This is a genomic window from Enterocloster bolteae (assembly GCF_002234575.2).
Classification (GTDB): Bacteria; Bacillota; Clostridia; order Lachnospirales; family Lachnospiraceae; genus Enterocloster; species Enterocloster bolteae.
Map to the genome: position 1 here is coordinate 4,663,950 of NZ_CP022464.2, position 24,724 is coordinate 4,688,673.

Below are 24,724 nucleotides of genomic sequence, written 5' to 3' on the forward strand. Positions count from 1 at the left end.
GGCGGTTCTCTGCCCTGCCGTCCTATTCTATCTCCCGATAAAACAGCTCCAGCAGTATAGGCGTCAGTGCCTCTTTGTCAGCATAAAATTCATCATATCTGGGAGTCACCACGCCTTCACCAGGCACTGTGTAGAAATCTTCATCACTCAGTTTCCCGCTTCCAACTACGTCCATAGCTACTTTTAGATACTGGTCTTTGGCCATATTAGTAACCATGTATTCCTGAACCCGGTCAAATAACCTGACCACAAGCCCGCTGTCCTTAGCCGAATGCTTTTGGACTGCCTCAAAAAAACCTTTTATGTATTGCTGCTGCTGGTCCATACGGTATATTGCCGAGTGGTCAACACGAATATCCCTGTAACGGACGAATATCTCCGCCTGTTTTCCTTTCAGGATTACAGTTTCACCCTTCACCAACGCAGGATCCCTGGATTCCATCCCATCTGTTCCAATGGTTACGCTAACCCCACCAACCTCATCATTCAATACTGGGATGGCACTTGTGTCAGCTGCCATGTACCATTCTATTTTCAATCCTCCAAAAAGCTCAGATACTGCTTCCGCCATATACTCACAGCTTCTCTCCCGCCCATCCCCATACGCATATGCCAGATTCAAATGCTGCAGGTCTTTTCCCAACTCATTTCCACTTAAATCAGTGAGCATAATATCCGTCATGGTGTCCCGGGGTATCATCAGTATTTTCACCGTGTTCCGGACCGTATCCTGGGCAATTAAAAATAAACCGTCTGCCTGTCCCCCAAATCCAGTGGTGGTCTTCTCCGTCATATTTCCTGACCGATCCACCCCTATACACAAAATAGCCTTGACATAGCTGTTGCGTCTGTACTGCTTTCCCTTATATTTCACAACATCTCCGCTAAAACTGCACATGCTGTCTTCCTGTACCTCATACTGTTTCCCATGATTCCTGGCTGCAATCTCTGCCTCCAGGACCTTCCTGCCCCGATACAGTTGAACACCAGTCCAAATGAAACAGGTAAATGAAAGTGCTGCAGCTCCCACAGCTATCCGGTGCACCAAATTCTTATGGTTTCGGATCCAACTCATGCCTCTGCCTTCTCGTATCTGTCATATTTTCCATAATGACCATATTTAGAGTATTTCCCGTATTTTCCATAGTACTTACTATAGTATCCATTTCGTTCCATGCTTACCTTATTGAGAACTACCCCCAAAATACGGCACCCGCTTTTTTCCAGCTGTCCCTTTACCCGCTGCTCCAGCCGATAGCTTATTGAACCGCTTTCAATCACCATCACCGCCCCATCACATTGACGGGCCACAATAGCTCCATCTATCAGGTTTGCCATGGGTGGCGTATCAATGATGACATAATCATACTTTTCCTTTAATTTTGAAATCATGTCGCTGAACAGGCTTTCCTCCAAAAGCTCCGCCGGATTCGGCGAATAAGGTCCTGCAAATATGATGCTGAGATTTTCTATATTCGTATCATAGAGGACATGCTCAAGCGGCCTTTGTCCGCTTAAATATTGTGACAATCCAGGCACCTCATGTTCCAGCTGGTAACGTGAAACCAGAACTGATTTACGAATATCCGCGTCTATCATCACTACCCGTTTTCCAATCTGGGCAAGGGATGAGGCCATGGCAAAAGTTATGTCACTTTTTCCCTCATCGGGAAGAGAACTGGTCAGCATGATTGTCTTAATGCCGTTTCCACAGAATTGTATATTGGTCCTCAACGTCTTGATGGCTTCGTTATAATGATAGTCATCCTTCATTATCCTGTTTAATGTAACAAATTGACTCATGACGCATGGCCTCCTCTTTTCTTCTTTCTGGATTTTCCTACTGCTGGTTTGTTCTTTGGTTTAGAGGAAATCATTGCCTCTTTATCTTCTGGTTTCTCTCCCTCACGTTCCGGCACCGATGCAAGGACAGACAATCCAAGGTACTTTGTAACATCTTCCTCGGTGCGGATTGTATCGTTCAGAATTACATTCACTGTAATGAAACCGCATACCAATACTGCCCCTATAAAACCGCCTATTAATGCGTTCTTTGTATTGCTCGGACTAGATTTAAGAATCGGAACCTCACCTTCCTCAATCAGTTTAGGCGGTACCATTTCCATGATGTCGCCAATATAGTCAGAAGAAGTAACGGCTATCTTGTCTGCAATCAATTTTGCCATGGCGGGGTCCGGGTCCTCCACGGAGATGGAGAGAATACGCGTGTCCTGAGGATTATCAATGGTTACCTTTTCCACTAACTCTTTATATGTAAGGCTCAATTCCATATCTTCAATTACCTGATTGAGGACTCTTCTGCTTGTCACAATAATTTTATAGTCCTTTGTCAGCTGGCTTCCTATCTGCAAATCAGCCAGTGATGTCAATGTGGTTTCTTTTGAAAGAATATAAACCATTGCAGTGGATTTATACTGAGGAGTTAGTACAAATGCACTGAATGCACCTGCAACACTGCCAAACAGTATAATGGTGCCCAATATAATCCATATCTTCCGCCGAAACTCCCCCAGCAGTTCCAAAAGGTCGATTTCAATTTCGTCGTCATCATAAGTCTTTTCCATGTGTCTTTCTGTTCTCCTGTTTTACTTTTTTATATTATCTTTTCCGTATCACATTCTTTGCATTTCCCCGCAACAATCCATGCAATTTAAGACCATCCAAATGATTAACCAGCCATTGGAAACTCTCATCAATTTCCGGTTTTCTGTAATCCATTCGGTGCATGTCAGTTCCCAGACAATAAATCCTGCCCTGCATAATCTGTTTTCGGCACCATCGAACCTCTTTATCCAATATGCTGTTTCCCTTCAGGCTGCTGAAATTCATCTGCAGCCTGCAGTCGCACTGGAATAGTTCAGACATATTGGTATCTTCTCTCAGACATGCATAACGTTCTACATGTGCTATGATTGGAATATATCTGGCCATCGTCAGCTTCCTGACAGCCTGGTACATCTTCATGTAAGGTACCTGAGGGTCAAATTCCACCAGTACATACTGGCTCCCTTCCAGGGTAAGGGCTTTTCCATCCCTAAGATTCTCAACCAATCCATCGTGATAATATGTCTCCTGTCCCAACCCAGTCCGAAAATCAGGTGCAATCCTTCGTGCTTCTTCTTTCAGCTTTTCTGACAAATCGTATATGTCAGGGTTCAGGCCGCGTCTTGAATAATGCGGGGTCGCAATAATGTATCTGATTCCCTGGCGGTAAGACTCTTCCAGCATTCTCCTGCTCTCATCCCAATCTCTGGAACCATCGTCAATTCCAGGAAGAATATGGGCATGAATGTCAATAATTCCAGTCATATGAGTCCCCCGTTATATTTTCGATATAGATTTCGAAGGTAAGGAAGCATATCCTCTGCCCATGCATATTCAGGCATATAACTCCCTGAAAAAAGAGTTATGTAATCCGAATTACCCTTGATAAATTCGTAGAAATCACAAATAAACAGTTCCGTATCAACGGCATAGCTTCCTCTCTTTTTAATCAGTATCTGTTCAATCCCATGTTCCATTAAGTTCATGCGAAGACGATAGTATACAACCCTTAAATTATTTTTTGCTGTACGTTCTTCTATATTTTCATACAGCAGATACGTCATCTGGGATAAGGATACGCTGCTTCCACGCTTTTCAACCATGATAGCAAGCATTTCTTTTGCCTTGCTGCTGGGAAAATACAACATTTTGCCATTCACATAGACATCGAATCCGTCGAATGTCTTTATAAATATATTTACATTTTCCGTATCTGCCATTAGCGTTATTTCTCCCGTTATTCCAGGCCGCATGCCACCATTCTTTGTAAGGATATACCACTCAATTGCTTTCAACATCGTTACAAAACCGTTTCAGAAGGCACTTTTTGGCAACTTTTGTAGTATTATGGAAATTTTAAATATAATTTATCCACTTAAAATGGGTATAAATCACAAAAATAACCTATTTAAACACATAATCAAAATTATGTGTTTGCAGCCGCTGCCGTAAAGAAGCTTGAATTTGTTTAAAATTGGATTTACAGTAAGAAGGTCAAACATCACATAATTCTGATTATGTGATTTCCCTATAGACAAGTCCTAATTTAGATAGTATTTTATTATGTTCTTTTCCGTTTGTTGGTATATATCCAGGCTGTTTTTATCCTGGAATACTCCGGGATCTCTCCCAACTGCAATATGTCTATCTCTATTCGATAAAAAATAAAACAGAGTTCCTTCATTTTCTTCCAAACATAGAAATTTGGCATAATCCTCAATGTATTCCTGCATCAACATCTTCTCCATTTATTTATCTTCCCCCTAATATTTTTGCAGTCAGTCTTAACTGTCTGTGTTGAACTATCATATCATTGATCCTAAAGCCTGCCAATCTGGGGGGTTATGGTGATTTTTTACAAAAAAAGGAAGCGTTCATATGAGAACGCTTCACACAGTTAAGCATATGTACTATATAATTCTACGACTCCCCCTCCTCAAAATAATCCCTTATCAAATTCGACAAAGTAACCTCCGCCCAGCTATACTCCGGCATGTACTCCCCGACGAAAAAGTTAGAAGCCCCCTGAACCTGGCGGACCATATCGTAGCTGTCACAGACCACAGCCTCCTTATTAATGGCATAGGTTCCTCTGCCCTTCACCACAATCTTCTCAATCCCATATTTCTTCAATGTCTGCTTCAGTCTGTGCCACGCTAAATGGACAGCCTGTTTGGCTGCGGTTTCGTCCCGTTCTCCTTCATTTAAAATCTCAGCCAGGTGAGATAATGTTACTTCCTTTCCGCTCCAGTCCACAAGTATTGCGAGAAGTTCTTTGGCTTTGCTGCTGGAAAAGTATATCAGCTCACCTTGATAATACAAATCAAAACCACCAAAGGTTTTTACATATACCTTATCCGATGTTATATCAAACATGATTCATGCTCACCTATCATCCCGTATTCAAAGAGAATCTGCTTCTCTTTGTGTGCTCCTATTTGTATCCTCCTCAGCCATCAGGTCCTATTTATATGTTAACATAAATGTCATTGTAAGACCAGTTGTATATCCATGAAAATACAAATAATGCCCCTCCATATTTTACCTAAAATATGTATTTTTTCAACTGGTTTATTATATTTGTGATTTTAATCTGCCTCCGCAATGTTAGTACCCACCTGTGTTAAAAATAAGTGGTTAAAAAAGAAAGGCTCCGCTTCCATTCCGCGGCGCCCTTCTTTTTCACTATGGTCCTTCGTTTCTTATCCTAAAATCCTGTATACCCAGGTGTCAGCCGCAGCTTCCTCAGGGCTGCCGCCTTTACCGCACCTGCATATCTCTTTTATTTTCCCACCACCTTGTACGTTTCCTCCACAATACGCTCCATGGCGTTGAGAATGTTTTCATACCCTGTGCATCTGCACAGGTGGCCGGATATCAGCTTGCGCAGCTCATCGCGGTTATACCGCTTTCCGGTACCTACGATCTCCACCGCTGTCATGATCAGTCCCGGCGTACAGAAACCGCACTGAACTGCCGCTTCCTCTATAAATGCCTTCTGGATGGTGCTCAGCTCGCCGTTTGGCCCTTTTAACCCTTCCACTGTCATGATGCTGCGGCCTTCCGCCCACATGGTCAGGTAGATGCAGCTGTCTATGGCCTCTCCGTCCACCAGCACTGTGCAGGCGCCGCACTCCCCTACTTCGCAGCCCTTTTTCACACTGGTCAGTCCCAGGCGGTTCCGCAATGTCTCCAGAAGGGATTCTCTTGGGTCCACTGCCAACTCCACTTCTTTTCCATTAACAGTCATATGCACTATGTTAAGCATCCCACTCACCTCCTGCGTTGATTACGGCCTGCTTTACGGCACGCCTGCCCAGCTCCTCCACCAGCTGCAGCCTGAACTCCCTGGAAGCCCTCCAGCTGGAACGCGGATTTACTTCCTCCAGAGCGCCTTTTCCCACAGCCTGGGCCAGGGCCTCCCCTGTTTCCATTCCCTTTACAGCCTCTTCTGTCGTATGGCAGCGGATCGGAGTGGGCGCAGCCACCCCGTATGCCAGGCGAAGGTCCTGTATGTGTTTCTTATCCTCTGTCAGCTTCACGCTTACAGCACACCCCAGGGTGGCGATCTCCATGGCATTTCTCTTGCCGTATTTGATATATTGACCGCCGTAGCCCTGGTAGTTCTCTTTCTTTATCCGGATAGCCGTCAGCACTTCATCGTGATTCCTCACAGTCCTTCCCGGCCCGGTGTACCACTGGCTGATGGGCACCTCCCTGACGCCGTCAGGCCCCTTAAGGACCAGGACCGCATCCAGGCAGCACAGGCTGCTGGCGCTGTCCGCGCTGGTCACGCCGTTGCACACATTGCCGCCTATGGTTCCGATGTTGCGCAGCTGGGGACCGCCTGCCATGTCCACCGCATCTCCCAGCATGGGAATATGCTTCTGAATGATGTCATTATTGGTAATATGGGAAAATGTGGTGGCCGGACCTATAACAATGGTTCCGTCCTCCTCCATTCTTATGCCCTCCAGCTCCTTAATCCCGTGAATGCTAACCAGGGAGCAGCCGGCCAGCTTTCCCTCCCTGATTTTAATCAGCACATCGCTGCCTCCGGAGATGACCACTGCCTCAGGGTCTTCCACTAGGGCGCGCACCGCATCTTCCACATCTGCTGCCTGATAAAATTTTCCGATATCATACATGCTGTTTCACCGCCCTTTCTATATTAATCCCGCTTCCTTGAAATGCTTCACCATCTTCTGTGGATCCATGGGCAGACTGTCCACTGCAACGCCTGTGGCGTTAAGAACTGCGTTGCGCACAGCCGGGGCAACCGGAATCGCCGGCGGCTCCCCAAGCGCCTTATTTCCAAAGGGACCTGTGGGATCATCCAACTCCACAAAGAGTGCGTTTAAGTCCGGAGTATCCATGGCTGTGGGCAGCTTATAATCCAGCAAATTGTCGTTTAACGGTCTCCCCTTTGCGTCAAAGAGCAGCTCCTCGCTGAGTCCGTAGCCCAGTCCCATGCTCATGCCGCCGTGTACCTGGGCAGCAGCCAGCTTGGGGTTAATCAGTTTTCCGCTGTCATGTACATTGACGATATTGGTCACCTTCACCTTGCCCAAAGGCATATCCACCTCCACCTCCGCAAAGCAGGCACCCGTGGCAAATGTATTGGTCTTGCAATGGCTGGTGGCCTCTGCCGTGATATGTACGGAGCGGTCCAGGCTGTAAAATGCCGTGGTGGCCAGCTCCTCCATGGGCAACAGCTGCGTTCCGGTCTCCTTATCCACAATGTGGTTATCCCTCACATCCAGGGTATCCTGGGGCTTCTCCAGCATATAAGCAGCGTAATCCAGTATCTTTTCCTTAAATATAGCGCCGGTTTTCTTCACTGCCATACCGCTGACATAGGTCTGCCTGGAAGCATATGCGCCGGTATCAAAGGGGCTTACGTCCGTATCCTGGGTGGACAGCACATTTACCTTATCTTCCGTGATTCCGGTCACCTCTGCCGCCATCTGGGTAAACACGGTGTCGGCGCCCTGGCCGATTTCCGTTGCCCCCATCTGCAGCTGCATGGAGCCGTCCTGGTTCAGTATCATGCGGCAGGATGCTGTTTCCAGGGATATGGGATATACGCCTGTCTTATAGCAGAAGATAGCCATACCGATTCCCTTTCGCACGGGTCCTGTCTGGTTTTCATATTCCCTGCGTTTCTCATCCCAGCGGATGAATTCCCGGCCCTTTTCCATACATTCCGCCAGGCCGTATGTATTGCATTTCACATGAGTGTGGGGGTCAACGTATCCCGGCCTCATGCAGTTCTTTTTCCTGAATTCCAACGGGTCCATGTGAAGGGCCAGGGCCAGGTCGTCTGCCATGCATTCCGCGGCAAACGCTGCCTGGGGAATTCCGTATCCCCTCATGGCGCCGCCCGTGGCCAGATTGGTGTACACAGTCCAGGCATCGGACTCCAGCACCTTCTCATCCTTGTAAATCTGCTTGAACTCATTGGAGGAGTTGGCTACGATGGCATGGGCATGGGACGCGTATCCGCCCTGGTTGGAATATGCCTCCAGCTTCCTGGCAACCAGCGTGCCGTCCTTCCTGGCCGCTGCCTTTACCTTGAACTCGATGGCATGGCGCACCCTGGTACATCCCAGAGTTTCTTCCCTGGATATCTCCATCCTGACCCCTCTTCCTCCCACCTGGGTGGTAAGGAAAGCATTTAAGGGCTCATAGAGTACATCCTGCTTGTTGCCGAATCCGCCGCCGATGTAGGGCTTTATCACACGGATACGGCCCATGGGCAGTCCCAGCGCCTGGCTGATGACACGGCGCACAATATGGGGGATCTGTGTGGATGTGGTGACGATGATTCTTCCCTTTTCCATATAGGCAAAGGAGATGGGCGTTTCTATGTGGCAGTGCTGCACGCTCTGGGTCCGGTAGTCCTTTTCTATCTCCACCAGTCCCTCCTCCTTCACTGCTTCCCCGTAAGTCCCTTCGCCCACCACAAAAGAAGAATGGGCAATGACATTTCCCGGTTTTTCATCGTGAAGTCGGGATGCGCCCTCTGCCATGGCGTCCTCCACGGTCAGCAGGGGAGCATACTCCTCATACTCCACCTTCACAAGCCTGGCTGCCCTGGCTGCCGCTATATCGTCCTCCGCTATCACGGCTGCAATATCGTCTCCATAGACCCGCACCCTGGTATTGAGAAGTTTCCTGTCCGCAATATCCTGATGGGCCGTTTCCACGGACCATGGATGGCCGGGTGTGGGGAACTGGATGTCCGGTACATCGAAGCACGTTACAATCTTCACTACCCCCGGCACCTTCCGTGCTTCTTCCAAATCAAAGCTTTTTACCACGCCGTTGGCGATGGTGCTGCGTATTACCTTTGCCACCAGAAGACCCTGTGGCTCTAAATCGGCTGTATACCTGGCACTGCCTGTGACTTTGTCAAATGCGTCAACGCGGGTCATGTTTTTACCAATTCCCATGGTGTGCTCTACCTCCTTATCCTGAATGCGCAAACGCCTGTATTCCAGGCGTCTGCATTATATGCTGCTCGTTTTAAATTAATACATACTTAAGTACAAATAATATAGCCAATATATACATCAGAAGGCTGATTTTCTTCTCCTTCGCATGGCCGGTTGCAACGTTGATAACCACGTAGGAGATAACGCCCATTGCAATACCTTCGGAAATGCTGTACATGAAAGGCATGGCGATGATGGCGATGTAGCTTGGAATTGCCTCTGTAAAGTCGTTGAAATCAATCTTCAAAATTGAGCTGATCATCAGGAAACCTACGATAATCAGAGCCGGTGCCGTTGCAAAGGACGGGATGGCTAAGAAAATCGGTGACAGGAACAGGGACAGACCAAAGAATATAGCTGCCACTACGGATGTAAGTCCGGTTCTTCCGCCTTCCGCAACACCGGAAGCGCTCTCAACGAATGTGGTTGTGGTGGAGGTACCGAATACAGCGCCAAGGGAGGTACCGATGGCATCAGACAGAAGGGCGCCTCTAATCTTAGGAAGCTTTCCGTCCTTATCCAGCATGTCGGCCTTGGATGCCACGCCAATCAGTGTTCCCAGTGTATCGAACATATCCACAAACAGGAACGCGAACATGATGGTTACAAAGTTCAGGGACAGGATGCCGCTGAAATCCATCTTAAAGAAGGTGGGCGCCATGCTCTGGATACCGAAACCGCTGGAGAAATCAGGAAGTACGCTGAACATTCCCAGCTCTGCATTTGGCTGGTACAGCCCTGTCACTTCGCAGATAATACCTAAAATCCATGTGATGAGAATACCCCAGAGGATGTTTCCCTTTATGTTCTTAACAACCAGGATACCGGTAATAAGTACGCCGATAAGGGCCAGCAGTACAGTGATTCCAACAGAATTAAATGTTCCTGCGTCCAGAGAGCCTTTGAATGAAAATACGGATACAAGGGTGGCGCTCTCCACCACGATTTTAGCGTTCTGCAGACCGATGAAGGCGATAAAAAGCCCGATACCAGCGGATACTGCGTGTTTCAGATTCATGGGAATGGCATTGAAAATAGCTTCACGCACATTGGTAAGAGACAGTGCGATAAAGATAAGGCCTTCCACAAATACGGCTGCCAGAGCCATCTGCCAGGTATAACCCATCTGGAGTACTACGGTGTATGCAAAGTAAGCATTCAGTCCCATGCCGGGCGCCAGCACAAAAGGATAATTGGCAAATGCAGCCATCAGCAGGGTGGCAACCAGGGATGCAAGGGCAGTGGCTGTAAAGACAGCACCTCTGTCCATTCCCGTGGCGCTCAGGATGTTCGGATTCACTGCAAGGATGTAGGCCATTGTCATGAACGTGGTGATACCGGCAATTACCTCTGTTTTGACATCTGTGTGGTTTTCCGACAGGTGAAATACTTTTTCCAGGAATCCCTGATTTGATTTGTTCTCCATACTTCATACCTCCTTGAATTCATACCTATAGTTTTCCGCTGTTTCTATTTTAAAGAACGGTACCCCTTTCCGCCCTTTTATGTATCTATTCAATTTTCATTTAAAACATCTTCTGTTAAAATATCTTTCTGCCCGCCACATACTTGGCGTCAATATGGCGCTCATCCGAGAGGTAAATGAACCGCTCCAGCCGCTCCTTTAAGCTCAGAGGCTGAGGATGCTTAAGGCTCTCGTCGTTCAGCACCAGCGCGTCTAACTCATATCCTTCCTCAAAGCTTCCGGCCTTTCCGAAGAATCCGCCGCCGCCCTTTGTTCCCAGGTAGAATGCCTCCTCTGCCGTAAGGGGCTTGCATGTCTCATCCACCAGTCTCCAGCGCAGCTTCGACACCTGGATGGCGTCAGCCATGGCTCTGAACACGGACTCTCCCGCTCCTCCGGCCACATCCGTGCCAAGTCCTGTGGGGATACCCTGTTCCAGATAGGTCCTGACGGGCGCAATGCCGGAGGACAGGTTGGTGTTGGACTGGGGACAATGGGCCACGTATACGCCGTTGTCCCTCATTCTCTGTATTTCCTCTTCCGGCGGCCACACACAGTGGGCCATGATGGTTTTCACGCCGCTGCCGAACATGCCGAAATGGTCGTATGCATCGCCGTAAAACTCAGACCACGGGCAAAGTTCCTTCACCCAGTCAATCTCTCCCTTGTTTTCCGACAAATGGGACTGGACCGGAAGATCATACTCCATCTGAATCTTCTTGAGCTCTTCCATCAGGGTGTCGGAGCAGGTGGGAATGAACCTTGGCGTGAGAATGGGAGCCGTGTTCCTGTACCGTCCCTTTATGTCCTCCAGCCATTGTCTGGTCTCCCTCAGGGATTCCGCTGTCTCCTCCACCAGGATATCCGGGCTGTTCCGGTCCATGTTGACCTTGCCTACCATGGTCTTAAGTCCGGTCTCCTCCATCAAATCCATGAGAAGCTCCGTAGCCTCCCTGTGCATGGTTGCAAATATACAAGCCCTTGTGGTTGCACTGTGTTTCATGTTTTCCGCAAATATGGTATATGCCTTCCCGGCATACTCCATATCGCTGTACTTGGCCTCCTCTGGAAACGTCCGCGTGTTCAGCCATTCCAATAGTTCAAGGTCCATACCCAGACCTCTGAATGAATACTGCGGGGCATGGAGATGAAGGTCCGTAAGACCCGGCACAATCAGCCTGTCTCCATAATCCGTCAGAGGAAAGCCTGCATACATCTGCGGAAGTTCTTTGTACACGCCGGCTGATTCGCCGTCTGCACATACCAGATATCCCTGTTCAACACAAATCAGTGTGCGGGAATCCTGGCTGTAGCAGATATTGCCCTTTAATACAAAATTTTCTGCCATATGCTCCTCCTTTTCCGTGATACGCCGGTGACCGGCGCACCCTTGTATTCACCCGTACAGCGGCGGGCCCGGGCTTCTATCTGCATTTTTTTGCAAACAAAAAAACCACCGCTGTTCCTAAGGCTCCACATCAGCCTGTCTCCGGCGCCCCGGGCAGTACCTGATGTGAAAACTTATAGTCAACTATTACGGTAGTTGGTAGAAACGCTCAACCTATCTTGAGCATATATAAGTTTTGAATACTTATACTTCTATTCTATTGCGTCATCTTCTGACATCTTGAGTCTATCACAATAGACAACTCAATGTCAATATATCTTGTGTTTTTTGTGCATTTTCTACATTTTGTATAAAATAATTGGCAGATATATGAAATTCCTCCTTTTTCTTTGTGCGAAACCAATATTCTTTTCAAAACATAACGATGTGGTTAATATAGATCCGCCAGACGGAGGAGCTGTCCCAAACGTGTCCGGAACGCCGGATGGTTTACGGCTGGCATATGCCGTTTTACGGTGTGATTTTGTTTATTCCGGTTAACAGAAACAGTATAACAGCAGAAGAAACAGGCCGGTTATGAACCTATGCAAAAAACCAGAAGGAACTCTCCATCAAGAAAATTTCCTCCTGGTTTTTTTACATTTTTAAAGAGAAAGAGCTGTTTGGTCATCTGTTTAAATGACTTTCCCCCACGCATCCCATCCTCTGTCACCGCGCCAAATCGTCTGCCAAGCGCTTGATCTTCTCCCGCTCCCCAATCACAATCACCGTATCCTCGTCCTGGAACACATAATCCGGGCTTACATCTGTGGTCAGCCATCCGCCTCTGGTGATAGCGATTATGTTGATGCCGTACCGGTTCCTCAGCTGTGCATCCCGCACAGACTGGCCCGTAAGCTTCCTGGTGGTCTTTATTTCAGATATATCCACGTTCTGGTCCAGCTCAAAGAGATTGAATATGCGCTTGGAGATAAGCCTTCTGGCCAGGCGGACTGCCATGTCCCTTTCAGGATATACCACCTGGGCTCCGATTTTCTCCAGAATCTCGCCCTGTTCCGGGCTGTTGGCCTTGGCCACCACCTGGGGCACACCCAGATTGATTACATTGAGAGTGGTGAGAATGCTCACATCCACCTTGTCACCGATGCAGACCACCACCACATCGCAGTTCTGTATTCCTGTCTCCCGCAGTGTCTCCTTCTGCAGATCCTTTACCACATACGCATGTTCCGTGTAGTTTCTGGCCTGCCTGATTTTTTCCTCGCTTCTGTCCAGCACCATAAGCTCCTTATCCGCCTCTGCCAGGGTTGCCGCCAGTGCGCTTCCAAACCTTCCCAGACCTATGATTCCATAGGACATTGCCTCTGTCTGTTTTCGTGCCATATATAAAACCTCCTCTATCCATTCAAAATGTGCTTACCGCTATTTCACTTATCTTCCCCTATCCGATGGAAATGCTTCCTTCCGCATAGGATACGGATTTAGTGGGTTTGAATACCCAAATCGTCACAATGGTCAGCGGCCCCAGTCTGCCGATATACATTACCAGCACCTCCAGAAGCTTGCTTAGGGAGCTGAGTCCCGGCGTAATGCCGGTGGACAGACCCACGGTTCCGAAAGCCGATGTGATTTCAAACAGAATATCCTCAAAAGGAATCCCAGGCTCCAGGATACACATGAAAAAGGTTCCCAGGCACACCACCAGGGCCGACAGCGCCGTCACAATGGCTGCCTTGTAAAATGCCTCCTGGGGAATCCGGTAATGGAAGGCATGGGGCTCCTCATTGCAGGCAGCACCTTTGATGGTATGAAACAAAGTAAATAAGGTGCTGGTCTTGATGCCGCCTCCTGTGGACCCCGGTGAAGCGCCGATGAACATGAGCACGGAAACGCTCAGCAGTCCGGCGGAAGTGAATTCTCCCAGAGGAAATGTGGAAAAGCCCGCTGTCCTGGCCGATACACTGGTAAAGAACGCGCCCAGCCAGGTAATATCCTCTGTCAGCCAAATCAATACTGTGCCGGATGCCAAAAGTATCAGGGTTGTCACAATCACCGCCTTGGAGTGAAGGCACAGCTTTTTAAAGGAGCGGTTCTTTATCAAATCCATGATGACCAGGAAGCCCAGCCCTCCAAATATAATCAGTCCGGCCGTAGTCAGGTTCAACAGCACATTGTCCTGATATCCTGTCAGGTTTTTAAGTCCCCCCAGTATATCAAACCCCGAATTGTTAAACGCGGCCACAGAGTGGAACAGGCTGATGCCAACCGCCTTTAAGGGCGGATAATCCCTGGAAAATACCAGGAAGCTTAAGACAGCTCCCACTCCCTCAAAACAAAGGGTGGTAATCAGTACATTTCTCACCAGACACACGATTCCCCTGCCGGAATCCAGGTTAAGGGCTTCCTTTACCAGAAGGCGTTCCTTTAAATTCACCCTTTTTCCAAGAGCCAGAATCACGCCCACGCCCACTGAGGTCACACCCAGACCGCCGATCTGAATCAAAAGAGCCACCACGGTCTGGCCCAGAGTCGTATAGGTATCGGCTGTGTCCACGGCTATAAGACCGGTAACACACACTGCGCTGGTGGATGTAAACAGAGCATCCACATAATGAAGCCTGACTCCCGGCTTTACACACACCGGCAGCATCAGCAAAAAAGATCCTGTAAGGATAACGGCCAGAAAACCAATGGCAATGATTCTGGCCGGAGACTGCCTTTCCAGATACTTCATATAATCACCTCCTAGTGCCTTCAAGCTTACCACTAAGGGCATAAAGCAGGTATAACGGAACCGCCTCCGGTATAAAGATTATATAAATATTATATAAAGATACAGTCATTTAACCCAAAGATATGATATACTGTCCGGGTAGACAATGAAGGAGGTTTTTCATTCCATGGCCCGTTCCCGAATCCTTGACACCCTAAAAACCATGGCAGTCCTGGCCGCAGCCACTGCCATTGGATTCCTGTTAGAAACCCTTGGCCTGTCCCAGGCCAATATCATTACCGTATATATTCTGGGAGTCCTGGTGGTGGCGGCAGTCACAGCCAGCCGCTGGTACAGCATCAGCGCTTCCCTGGCCAGCGTACTGCTGTTCAACTACATATTTACAGAGCCCATGTTCGTCCTGAAGGCAGAGGACGCAGGCACCCAGCTTACCCTTCTGATTACATTTCTGGCAGCTGTATTTACCAGTTCCTTCACCGTGCAGATGAAAGAAAAGGCACGGCTTTCCCAACAGGATGCCTACCGCTCCGGCGTCATCCTGGACACCAGCCAGATGCTCCAGAAGGCCGCTGCACCGGCGGATATCCTGACCTGTACCGCCATACAGCTGAACAAACTGCTCAAAAGGGACATTACCTGCTTTGAACAGGATGGAGCCGGCCTTAAGTCCCCCCTTTGTTTCCGTGAGTACTCTTCTCCCGCAACAGGAAGGGGACCAGCCCCTGACACCTTAGAGGAACTGACTGCTGCCCGGAAATGCTTTCAGGAGGGAAAGGAAACAGGGGCTGCCACAGGGCTGTTTCCTGCAGCAGCTTACCACTTCCTGCCCCTTCAAAGCTCAGGCGCTGTCTATGGCGTCATGGGAATTCATGTGGGCACCACGCCTCCCGGCGACTTTGAAAACAGTCTGGCAGTAGCCATCATAGCCCAGTGTTCCATGGCGCTGGAAAAAGAATATATTTCCAGGAAGCGGGAGGAGGAAGCGGCCATGGCCCGGGCGGAACAGCTCCGGAGCAATCTGCTGCGTTCCATCTCCCATGACCTGCGCACCCCGCTCACCAGCATATCCGGCAATGCAGGTGTCCTGATGAGCGATGGGGAGAACCTGTCGGCCGAACACCGTAGCCGGATATACAGGGACATATACGATGATTCCATGTGGCTTATCAATCTGGTGGAAAACCTTCTGTCCATCACCCGTATGGAAGGCCAGGGCGTCCACCTGCACATGGAAACCGAATTGCTGGAGGAAGTCATAGACGAAGCCATGCGCCATATCAACCGGCGTCACGAACACCACACCATCAGGGTAAATCAGGTGGGTGACTATATCCTGGCTGACATGGATGCCAGGCTGATTATACAAGTCATAACCAACCTGGTGGACAATGCGGTGAAGTACACACCGGAAGGTTCCACCATCATGGTAAACAGCCGCCAGGAAGGCGCCTCTGCCGTCATTGACGTCAGCGACAACGGGCCCGGTATTCCCGATGAGTCAAAGGAAAAGATTTTTGAAATGTTCTATACCACCGGCCACAAATCCGCGGACGGAAAGCGGGGCATGGGACTGGGACTGCCCCTTTGCAGGGCAATACTGAGCGCCCACAAGGGCACCATCGAAGTTTTAGACAACAAACCTGCCGGAAGCATATTCCGGCTTACATTACCAGCCAAGGAGGTATCCCTACATGAATAAGCCATCCATCCTGATTATAGAGGATGACAAAGCAGTGAAAAATCTCATCGCCACCACCCTGGAGATGCACGATTACCATTATATATGGGCGGATAAGGGAGAACAGGGCATCCTGTCCGCTGCTTCCCAGAGACCTGACATCATCTTACTGGACCTGGGGCTTCCGGACATGGACGGAGTGGACGTGATTCTTAAAATCCGTTCCTGGACCAATACCCCCATTATTGTCATCAGCGCCAGAAGCGAGGACAGCGACAAGATAGCGGCCCTGGACGCCGGGGCGGACGACTATTTGACCAAGCCTTTTTCCGTGGACGAGCTTTTAGCCAGACTCCGCTCCACCCAGAGACGGTTAAGCTATATGCAGTCCCTGGAGGAAGTACAGACCTCCCTGTTTGCCAACGGCGGGCTGACCATTGACTATGCGGCGGGATGCGCCTGCCTGGACGGGGAGGAACTGCACCTGACTCCCTATGAATACAAGCTTCTCTGCCTCCTTGCCCACAATGTTGGAAAGGTCCTGACCCACTCCTACATAACCCGGGAAATATGGGGTGCAGCCTGGGAAGGGGACGTGGCCTCCCTCCGTGTTTTCATGGCCTCCCTGCGGAAAAAGATTGAAAAAAATCCCTCACAGCCCCAGTACATCCAGACCCACGTGGGAGTGGGGTACCGGATGATGAAGCGGTAAGGGATTATACAACCAATAGATGAAATCCGATGGTATTTATGTCATTATTTATGTCATGAAACCCTTCAGAGCCCAGTCATATGTATCCATGGCCTGCTGGAAGCCTGTGTCTGCCCTTTCTTTGGCAGCGGCGGCGTCCATGTAGGCCGCTTTTGCCTCCAGATATTCCTGGCGCGACAGCATTCCCAGGGCCAGCTTGTTGGATGCTGCCTGGAACGCGGCTTCCTGGGATGCCATGGACGTTGCTGCGCTGGTCCAGAGTGTCTGGCTGGCCAGGACATCCTGATACAGTGTATCCAGCTGGCCGTACATAGCCTCCTCACTCTGGCGGATATCCCGCTGGCGGGCATGGAGTTCTTTATTGGAGCTGGCTCCTCCACTCCTCTGTTCCCTCAGGGAATAATTGTTGCCCAGCGCGCGCCATTTGTCGGTGCTGCCTCCCATTTCCAGGACACGCTCAGGCCGGGGCGCTGGCATGGGACCGACTTCTGCCTGGGAGCCTTCCGGAATTCCGGTGAGAATGAATAACTCCTTCTTCACCCGTTCCATCTCGTCCTGTACAGCCTTTGCCTTGGCAGCTGCCGCATCAGCCTCTTTTCCTGCCTGGTCCGCCTGGGCGGCAGAGGCGCTTCCTGTCTGAACCTGGCGCAGCAGCTTCTCATACTGGCTCTGTTTCCACTCTGCCTGAGCCAAAGCCGCCTCCTGTTCCGTTTTAAGGGTATTATAGGTGCCCATAAGATTCTGGGCTGTCCAGAGTACGGTATCCTCCATCCTGCGAAGGGACATGGACGCCTGGCTGCCCTGGGCAGAGCGAATCTGCTTATCCATATCCTTGGCCGCATCCTCCAGGGTCTTGGCCTGGGCCCGGTACTGGCCGGCACTGTCTTTGTCCCCGTTCTTCTCCAGGTCCTCGGCCTCCTCCCTGAGAAGACGTCTGGTTTCCATGATTTCCTCCCTGGCATTCTCGTACCGCGCCAGGCGGCTGTCATACTGCGCCTGTTCCATCTGTATCTGGGGGCTGCTGGCTTTTACCAGCGTCTCTAACTCCTCATAACGAATGACATCGGGCATTGCATCTGCATGGGCCTCCAAAGGGTACAGGCAGGCAAAGAAGAGGCCCATGCAGAGCAGTAAGTATTTTTTCACCATATCCTATGCCCCCTCTGTCTGTGCAAGGCCGTTGACCGCCCATCTGTAATCCTCCAGGGCCTGTCTGTATTTCAGGCCTGCCGTGTCACATGCGGACTGGCTGGAGGCCATGGTTCCCTGCTGCTGTGTATATTCATTTTTGGAAATCATGCCCAGGCTGTATTTGCGCTCGGCTGTCTGGGCCCCGGTACGGGCCAGCTCCAGCTCGCCCGCCGCCTGTTCATAATCAGCCCTGGCCTGCTCCAAAAGCTTATATCTGGCTTCCACATCCGCCTCAATCTGCCTGCGGCCAGTCTCCACCTTCTGGTTCATCACATCCCACTGGGTCCCGTTGCCTGTAAATATCAGACGGCGCTCATTGGCTGTCTGGGTAAAGTTCTGCTCTATGGCCCTTTCCTTATCAAACTCCAGGTCAATCTGATCCATCTCCCCGGCATCCGGCACCGGCACTTCCCTGATATCCGGCTGGGCATTGTGATCCCAACCCGTCATGACGCAGAGCTCTCTGCGCAGTCCGTCCCTCTCCCTGTCATTGGTCTCCAGGGCTGCCTGGGCTGCCTCCATCTTTTCCCGGGCCCCAAGCAGCTCAGCCTGGGTAGCCATGCCCTGGCCTGCTTTCACTGCCATGGCCTCATACTTTGACCTGGCCTGGTTCACATCCTCCTCCAGGGCAGGACGCGCCTTGGCCTTCTGCCAGTAGGATATCATCTTTGTCTGGGCATCCTTTACAAGAACAGCCTCCTGTCTGTCGTACTCCAGCTTCTTCACCCGTCCGTCCTCATTCTGTGAATCAGCCAGCTCCTGGTTCTGTTCAGCCTGCAGGCGGGCGCTTATGGCCCCCACCGCTGTTCCCGCGTATCCCGGCTGGTCCTCATTGACGGAATCCATTATCTTATCGCTGGAATCATAGAGCCTGTCAGCAATATCCTGGTAGGCATTTTTCATTTCATCGTGGTCCTTGCCCCTGTAGTCGTCGTATTCCAGACGGTTATTGATAACCGTGGCATTGTATTCGTGGACCAGGTCAGCCAGCTCCCCGTATTCCAGCACATCATCCCTCAGCGCCGCCCATTTGTCCGCAGAATAGGCAAACTCCGGACTGGCCCATACAGTCACCGGCCGCAGCATGCCCGGAACCGGGGCCAGCATCAGGGCCAATCCCATGGCTCCTGCTCTCTTCCATGTACCGCTCATCCGTCTCACTTGCTTTCCTCCTGTCTCGATTCTTGATTTCCTCCGGCCGCATCCTTTGATATCCTCCAGCCGCATCATTGATTTCCTCCGGCCGCATCCTTGATTTGCTCCGTCGGGATATCCCGTCTATTCGTAACGCAGCGCGTCTATCGGGTCTGCCTTGGCTGCCTTGGATGCAGGATATAATCCAAAGAAGATACCGACCACTGCTGAAAATGACACTGCAACCACGATGACCCCCGGTTTTATGACCACCGCAAATCCCAGAAGGAATCCTCCCAGGGATACGGTTCCCACTCCCAGTATGACACCGATAATGCCGCCGCAGGCTGACAATATGGCTGACTCCGTCAAAAACTGTATTAACACATCCCTGGTCCTTGCTCCAAGGGCTTTCCGGATGCCGATTTCCCTGGTACGCTCCGTCACGGACACCAGCATGATATTCATAATGCCGATTCCGCCCACCATCAGCGAAATGGCCGCGATACCGCCCACTGCCATGGACAGGCTGCCCATCATGCTGTCCACTGAGGTCATTTCCTGCATGGCCGTATACATGTACATATCCTCCGGCTGCCTGCCGTGCATCTTGGCCGCATATGCCTTGAACTGGCTGAAAAACTGGTCCAGGTTCACATCGTCCTTTGCATACACATGAAGCTGGTAAAAATAGTCGTTGGGCCAGGTCAGAAGGGTGTATGGAATGAATGCCGACCCCTTGTCATCGCTGTTGCCCATCATCAGGGCCTGGAAGGCGTTGACCTCCTTGCGGTACACACCCACCACCGTAAAGTCGTCGGTAGAGCCATATAAGGTGGTTCTGAAGGACCGCCCAACCGCATTCTCAGTGCCGAACAGCATCTGGGCGCTCTTGGTATCCATGACCACGTTCTTCCTTCTTCCCAGGATGTCTCCCTCGTTGAGATAGCGGCCGTACACCACGTTCACCGGCTGCACATCCTGGTAATTGTAGTCAATTCCCTGATAGTCAAATTTAATCTTAGTCCGCTTATACTCGGCATCACTGCTGGTATAGGCACTGCTGTCTATATAGGCGACCTGGTCCTTAAAGGCCTCCTTGGCCCGCTCCATCTCGTCCAGGGTAAAATAATCGCTCTGCCGCACATCATCTACCCAGTAACCAATGGATATATAGGCCTGGGTAATCCCCACATCCTTGTATAAATCAGAGAAAAGTCCGCGCATGGTATCTCCGATGGACACGATGGCTATGACGGAACCAATGCCGATGATGATTCCCAGCATAGTCAGGGCGGAACGCATCTTATTGGACCGGATGGCAGAAAATGCCATCTTCATGTTTTCAATCAGCATTCTGCTCTCCCCCCCTTCCCGTCCTCAGAAGTCACCCTGGCCGCATTCAATTTGTCACTCTGTATCTGCCCGTCGCTGAACCGTATCACGCGGTGGGCAAAGGCTGCTATATCCTCCTCATGGGTAACCAGCACCACGGTAGCCCCTTCCTGGTGAAGCTTTGTAAACAGCTCCATGATTTCCACCGAGGAGGCGGTATCCAGGTTTCCTGTGGGCTCGTCTGCCAGAATTAAGGGCGGTTCATTGGCAAGGGCTCTGGCTATGGCAACCCTCTGCCTCTGACCTCCGGAGAGCTCGTTTGGCATATGTTCCTTCCTGGCTCCCAGCCCCACCCGTTCCAATAGCAGCTGGGCCCTGACCGCCCGTTTGGCCTTTGGCACCCTGGCATAGGTCATGGGCAGCTCCACATTCTTAAGGGCCGATGTCCTGGATATCAGGTTAAAGGACTGGAACACAAACCCGATTTTCCGGTTCCTGATATCGGAGAGCTGGTCCGGCGTCATGTCTGCCACGTCAATGCCGTCCAGGTAGTAATGTCCCAGGGTAGGCCGGTCCAGACACCCGAGTATGTTCATCAGGGTGGATTTTCCGGATCCGGAGTGTCCCATGATGGCCACAAACTCCCCCCGTTCAATGGTAAGGTTTATCTTCTTTAGTCCCAGTACCTTAATGGCCCCGGTATCATATATCTTGACCAGATTCTCCAGCTTAATCAGGGGTCCGTCATAGACCTCTTCCTGAATCATGCTGTCCCTGTGTAAAAACTTCATCCACTTCTTCATACGGCGCCTCCTGCTACTGGGTAATCAGCACGGCAGCACCGTCCATGAGATGGGGTCCCGGATTGGTGATAACCTGCATTCCCTCCTCCAGCACTGTACCGTCTGTGGGAATGACCTCTACCACCACGTCGCCGTCCACTCCCATGGTCACAGGTATTCGTTTAACCTTCATATCCTGCACAATGGCTATGTATGTCACTTCCCCGTCGTCAAAAAGCGCCGATGAGGGAACGACGAAAACATCCTTTGCCTCCCTGATTAAAAGTTCTGCTTTTGCCGTTATTCCCGCAATAAGCTTTGAGCTTCCACCGTCCACCCGTATGGTAGTGGGAATAACCCTCTCCGTGGATCCGCCGCCTTTTTCCTCGCCTGTGGGCGATATCTTTACGACCTCGCCTTCTGCAGTCTCACCGTCCAGGATATCCGCTGTGATGGTCGCCATCTGTCCCACCTTTACCTTGCCGATGGAAAACTCGCTTACCTTGATTTCCAGCTCCAGCTGCTCCAGATTCTCGATGCTGAGAATAGGTTTATCATCCTCCACCTTATCCGCAAACTGGCCCACCTTGGAATTGACACGGACCACAGTGCCGTCAATGGTGCTCTTTATCTGGGTATTATCCAGTTCTTCTTTTTTCTTTTCCAAATCAAAGGCTGCGTTCTGTATCTGTATGCCGTAGGACGAATCTGCAACGCCTCTCCCATTCTCAACCGTATAGCCTTCCATCTGCCTTCTGGCATCATTCAGGGCATTGGCGCTGGCTTCCAGCTCCATCTGTGAAATGTCGCCGGTGGCAAAGAGCTGGCTGTTCCTGCTGTGATCCAGGCTGGCCTTCTGGAAATCCTGGACCGCCTTTTCGTATCCAAGGGCTGCTTCCTTATCTTTTTCCTGCTTATTAGCCACCGCAAGGTCGTAGGCGTTCTGGGCAATCTGCACTTCCCGCTCCAGATCCGTGCTGTCCACCACGGCCAGCACCTGTCCTTTTGTCACGGTATCACCCTCCTTCACATTCATGGCAGTGATTTCCGCATGAATATTGGACACCACATCCACGCTGTCTGTGCCTGATACAGGACCGCTTACCGTAAGCTTTTCCTGAACGTCCTGTTTGGCAAGGGGCATCACGGCAACCGGGATCCCCAGATCCTTCTTTCCTCCAGACATACGGGAGAACCCAAACAAAACCACTGCCGCCAGTACCAGGACCGTGATTATCTTGCGCTTACGGCTGAACCCCTTAAAGCGCCGGACGGGGTGAAAGCCTCCCTCCGATGACCGGTGTCCGGTCTTTTGCTTTTGCTTTTTCTTCTTTTTCTTTCCGTTTCCTTCCTCCTCCGGAGCCATCAGCTCCTCCACACGGCGGTCAATTTCCTCAGACTCTGAAATGCCTTCCAAAACCTGGATTTCCTCTAAATCACCAGCTTTTTTCTCTGTTCCCATGACTCCCTCCTTAATACCAGCGGATACTGTATTATTTATATTAATACAGTTATATCACATATGGCATACTTATACAACAAAAAATAAACATTTGCGCCATTGCTGTTCATTTAATAAGGCTATTATATAGGTTTGCCATAAATATTTCATCCTGTATTTTCATAACATTTCATAAATGAAAACGAAAGATTTACTTAAGCCTGCAAATAAAAAGTCAATAGGAAAATGAGAAATTTTCAAGATTTATTGTTGATTAAATTTCAGGTACAACAAAAGCTGACGTTAGATAACGATACTTTTGAAAACACTGGAAAATCAAGGTTTTTCGAGCGACGGACAAGCAGGGTATTGTACTAAAAACTGAATACGACGCAGAAGCGGCGTTTCTTACTCTCTACATGGGAGAACAGGAACGCCGCTTTTTTCATGCCCTTTGTTACGCAGTAGGGGCAGAAAAAGCCTTGCTACAAGCGGTTTTCCGGGCGCGTATCTGGCGCGGAAAGGGATTTATACCTTATCCCCCGAAACCGCGCTTCTACTGCGTAACAAATCCAAAGCAAAGGAGCTATGAACTATGGCAGTTTTCAGAGTGGAACGAAACAAGGGCTATACCGTAATGAGCAACCACCACCTACGCAACAAGGAGCTTTCCCTAAAGGCAAAGGGGCTGTTGTCGCAAATGCTGTCACTCCCCGAAGATTGGGACTACACCTTGAAAGGCTTATCCCTTATCAACCGGGAGAAGATAGACGCTATCCGCGAAGCCATTAAGGAACTTGAACGCGCCGGGTATATCGTCCGTTCAAGGGAGCGCGACGAGAAAGGACGCTTGCGGGGCGCGGACTATGTGATATTCGAGCAGCCGCAGCCGCCTACGCCGGATTTACCTACATTGGAAAATCCAACATTGGATAATCCAATGCAGGAAAAACCAACATTGGAAAAACCTACGTTGGAAAATCCAACGCAATTAAATAAAGATATACAAAGAACTGACTTACCAAAAAAAGAAAAATCAAATACAGATTTATCAAGTACCCATTCCATTCCTATCCTTTCCCCTAACCCCTCTCCTTGCAGAGAAGCGGCTGCGCCGCCGGAACGGAAAGGAACGGAAGCGGCAGCACAGAGCGCAGTTGATATATACCGGGAAATCATCAAGGACAATATCGACTACCACATTCTCAAACAGGACATGAAGTTTGACAGTGACAGGCTGGACGAGATTGTAGACCTCATGCTTGAAACCGTATGCACCGCCAGAAAGCGGGTACGGATTGCGGGGGACGACTACCCGGCAGAGCTTGTGAAGTCAAAGTTTATGAAACTAGACGGCGAGCATATCCGCTTTGTGCTTGACTGTATGCGGGAGAACACAACCAAAATCCGCAACATCAAGCAATATCTGAAAGCCGCCCTTTTCAACGCCCCGTCCACAATCGGCAACTACTACACTTCCCTTGTCGCCCATGACATGGCAAGCGGCGCACTGTCACCGAAAAAGCCGCAGTACGGCGACCCGGACTATTATTCATGCAATGAGGGCGAAAGCCTGTAACCACCCACAACCACAAAAGGAGGATTTTATTATGGCACAGAAAATGACAGGAGCATTGGTATTTGACGAGCGCACCGACCGTTACGACATCCGCTTTGACTTAAACAGCTACTACGGGGGCTTGCATTGCGGCGAGTGCTTTGACGTATTCGTGCGGGGCAAGTGGAAGCCGACCCGGATTGAGTACGGCGACAACTGGTATCTTGTGGGTATCAGAGCCGAGGACTTGAACGGGCTGCGGGTGCGTATCTGACCGCCGCCCC

The 24,724-nt window shown here is 50.1% G+C and carries 23 protein-coding genes and 1 riboswitch; of the genes, 4 read left to right on the top strand and 19 right to left on the bottom strand.

Translation table 11 applies throughout. The annotated features are described in order from the left end of the window. Positions 1-22: 22 nt before the first annotated feature. The 14 genes from CGC65_RS21610 to CGC65_RS21675 all read right to left on the bottom strand — a co-directional run bounded on the left by CGC65_RS21610 (position 23) and on the right by CGC65_RS21675 (position 14,609). Entirely contained in the window at positions 23-1,075 is a 1,053-nt protein-coding gene (locus CGC65_RS21610) for an LCP family protein (protein ID WP_002569815.1), read from the bottom strand. Further along, a complete protein-coding gene (locus CGC65_RS21615; RefSeq protein ID WP_002569816.1) occupies positions 1,072-1,803 on the bottom strand; it encodes a CpsD/CapB family tyrosine-protein kinase in 732 nt (243 codons plus the stop codon). Before CGC65_RS21615 ends, CGC65_RS21610 begins: the two co-directional genes overlap by 4 nt. After that, positions 1,800-2,585: a YveK family protein gene (locus CGC65_RS21620; protein WP_002569817.1), complete on the bottom strand. Its 786-nt coding sequence runs from the start codon at positions 2,583-2,585 to the stop codon at positions 1,800-1,802. The genes CGC65_RS21615 and CGC65_RS21620 overlap by 4 nt, the downstream gene beginning before the upstream one ends. Before the next feature lie 34 nt (positions 2,586-2,619). Further along, on the bottom strand, positions 2,620-3,330 hold the full coding sequence (locus CGC65_RS21625) for a CpsB/CapC family capsule biosynthesis tyrosine phosphatase (RefSeq protein WP_002569818.1): 711 nt from the start codon (positions 3,328-3,330) through the stop codon (positions 2,620-2,622). Continuing rightward, positions 3,327-3,785: a hypothetical protein gene (locus tag CGC65_RS21630; RefSeq protein ID WP_002569819.1), complete on the bottom strand. Its 459-nt coding sequence runs from the start codon at positions 3,783-3,785 to the stop codon at positions 3,327-3,329. Before CGC65_RS21630 ends, CGC65_RS21625 begins: the two co-directional genes overlap by 4 nt. A 321-nt stretch (positions 3,786-4,106) precedes the next feature. Then, positions 4,107-4,313, bottom strand: a complete 207-nt coding sequence (locus CGC65_RS21635) for a hypothetical protein (RefSeq protein ID WP_007037027.1) — start codon at positions 4,311-4,313, stop codon at positions 4,107-4,109. 172 nt (positions 4,314-4,485) lie between these two features. Next, positions 4,486-4,941 carry a hypothetical protein gene (locus CGC65_RS21640; RefSeq protein ID WP_002572086.1) on the bottom strand — a complete coding sequence of 152 codons (456 nt, stop codon included), beginning with the start codon at positions 4,939-4,941 and terminating at the stop codon, positions 4,486-4,488. Between the two features lie 406 nt (positions 4,942-5,347). Further along, the gene (gene xdhC, locus CGC65_RS21645; protein WP_002569822.1) at positions 5,348-5,833 is read right to left on the bottom strand and encodes a xanthine dehydrogenase subunit XdhC; all 486 of its coding nucleotides are present in this window, start codon (positions 5,831-5,833) and stop codon (positions 5,348-5,350) included. Beyond that, entirely contained in the window at positions 5,826-6,713 is an 888-nt protein-coding gene (gene xdhB, locus CGC65_RS21650; RefSeq protein WP_002569823.1) for a xanthine dehydrogenase subunit XdhB, read from the bottom strand. The genes xdhC and xdhB overlap by 8 nt, the downstream gene beginning before the upstream one ends. A gap of 18 nt (positions 6,714-6,731) precedes the next feature. Beyond that, positions 6,732-9,020 carry a xanthine dehydrogenase subunit XdhA gene (gene xdhA, locus CGC65_RS21655; protein ID WP_002569824.1) on the bottom strand — a complete coding sequence of 763 codons (2,289 nt, stop codon included), beginning with the start codon at positions 9,018-9,020 and terminating at the stop codon, positions 6,732-6,734. 73 nt (positions 9,021-9,093) lie between these two features. Further along, a complete protein-coding gene (locus CGC65_RS21660) occupies positions 9,094-10,488 on the bottom strand; it encodes an NCS2 family permease (RefSeq protein WP_002569825.1) in 1,395 nt (464 codons plus the stop codon). Positions 10,489-10,603: 115 nt separating this feature from the next. After that, entirely contained in the window at positions 10,604-11,875 is a 1,272-nt protein-coding gene (locus tag CGC65_RS21665; protein WP_002569826.1) for an amidohydrolase family protein, read from the bottom strand. Between the two features lie 156 nt (positions 11,876-12,031). Further along, a riboswitch (purine riboswitch) is annotated at positions 12,032-12,127 on the bottom strand. Between the two features lie 456 nt (positions 12,128-12,583). Then, positions 12,584-13,258, bottom strand: a complete 675-nt coding sequence (locus tag CGC65_RS21670; RefSeq protein WP_002569827.1) for a potassium channel family protein — start codon at positions 13,256-13,258, stop codon at positions 12,584-12,586. A 58-nt stretch (positions 13,259-13,316) separates the two neighbouring features. Further along, positions 13,317-14,609, bottom strand: a complete 1,293-nt coding sequence (locus CGC65_RS21675; protein ID WP_002569828.1) for a TrkH family potassium uptake protein — start codon at positions 14,607-14,609, stop codon at positions 13,317-13,319. Positions 14,610-14,775: 166 nt separating this feature from the next. On the opposite strand from CGC65_RS21675, the gene CGC65_RS21680 reads away from it, so the two are divergent. Continuing rightward, a complete protein-coding gene (locus tag CGC65_RS21680; protein ID WP_002569829.1) occupies positions 14,776-16,308 on the top strand; it encodes an ATP-binding protein in 1,533 nt (510 codons plus the stop codon). Beyond that, positions 16,301-16,999 carry a response regulator gene (locus CGC65_RS21685; RefSeq protein ID WP_002569830.1) on the top strand — a complete coding sequence of 233 codons (699 nt, stop codon included), beginning with the start codon at positions 16,301-16,303 and terminating at the stop codon, positions 16,997-16,999. Before CGC65_RS21680 ends, CGC65_RS21685 begins: the two co-directional genes overlap by 8 nt. A gap of 48 nt (positions 17,000-17,047) precedes the next feature. Here the strand turns inward: CGC65_RS21685 and CGC65_RS21690 are convergent, their stop codons facing one another. The 5 genes from CGC65_RS21690 to CGC65_RS21710 form a co-directional block, all read right to left on the bottom strand. Next, complete coding sequence (locus tag CGC65_RS21690) at positions 17,048-18,148, bottom strand: TolC family protein (RefSeq protein ID WP_002569831.1); 1,101 nt, start codon at positions 18,146-18,148, stop codon at positions 17,048-17,050. Between the two features lie 3 nt (positions 18,149-18,151). Then, positions 18,152-19,351, bottom strand: a complete 1,200-nt coding sequence (locus CGC65_RS21695; protein WP_038281868.1) for a TolC family protein — start codon at positions 19,349-19,351, stop codon at positions 18,152-18,154. A 117-nt stretch (positions 19,352-19,468) separates the two neighbouring features. Continuing rightward, positions 19,469-20,680: an ABC transporter permease gene (locus CGC65_RS21700; protein WP_002569833.1), complete on the bottom strand. Its 1,212-nt coding sequence runs from the start codon at positions 20,678-20,680 to the stop codon at positions 19,469-19,471. After that, positions 20,674-21,462, bottom strand: coding sequence for an ABC transporter ATP-binding protein (locus CGC65_RS21705; RefSeq protein ID WP_002569834.1), 789 nt, complete (start codon positions 21,460-21,462; stop codon positions 20,674-20,676). The genes CGC65_RS21700 and CGC65_RS21705 overlap by 7 nt, the downstream gene beginning before the upstream one ends. Before the next feature lie 13 nt (positions 21,463-21,475). Continuing rightward, positions 21,476-22,903, bottom strand: coding sequence for an efflux RND transporter periplasmic adaptor subunit (locus CGC65_RS21710; RefSeq protein ID WP_002569835.1), 1,428 nt, complete (start codon positions 22,901-22,903; stop codon positions 21,476-21,478). Positions 22,904-23,477: 574 nt separating this feature from the next. Between CGC65_RS21710 and CGC65_RS21715 the strand changes: the two genes are divergently transcribed. Beyond that, positions 23,478-24,461: a DUF6017 domain-containing protein gene (locus tag CGC65_RS21715; protein ID WP_007037034.1), complete on the top strand. Its 984-nt coding sequence runs from the start codon at positions 23,478-23,480 to the stop codon at positions 24,459-24,461. Between the two features lie 31 nt (positions 24,462-24,492). Beyond that, a complete protein-coding gene (locus tag CGC65_RS21720) occupies positions 24,493-24,714 on the top strand; it encodes a DUF5348 domain-containing protein (RefSeq protein ID WP_002569164.1) in 222 nt (73 codons plus the stop codon). Positions 24,715-24,724 lie beyond the last annotated feature (10 nt).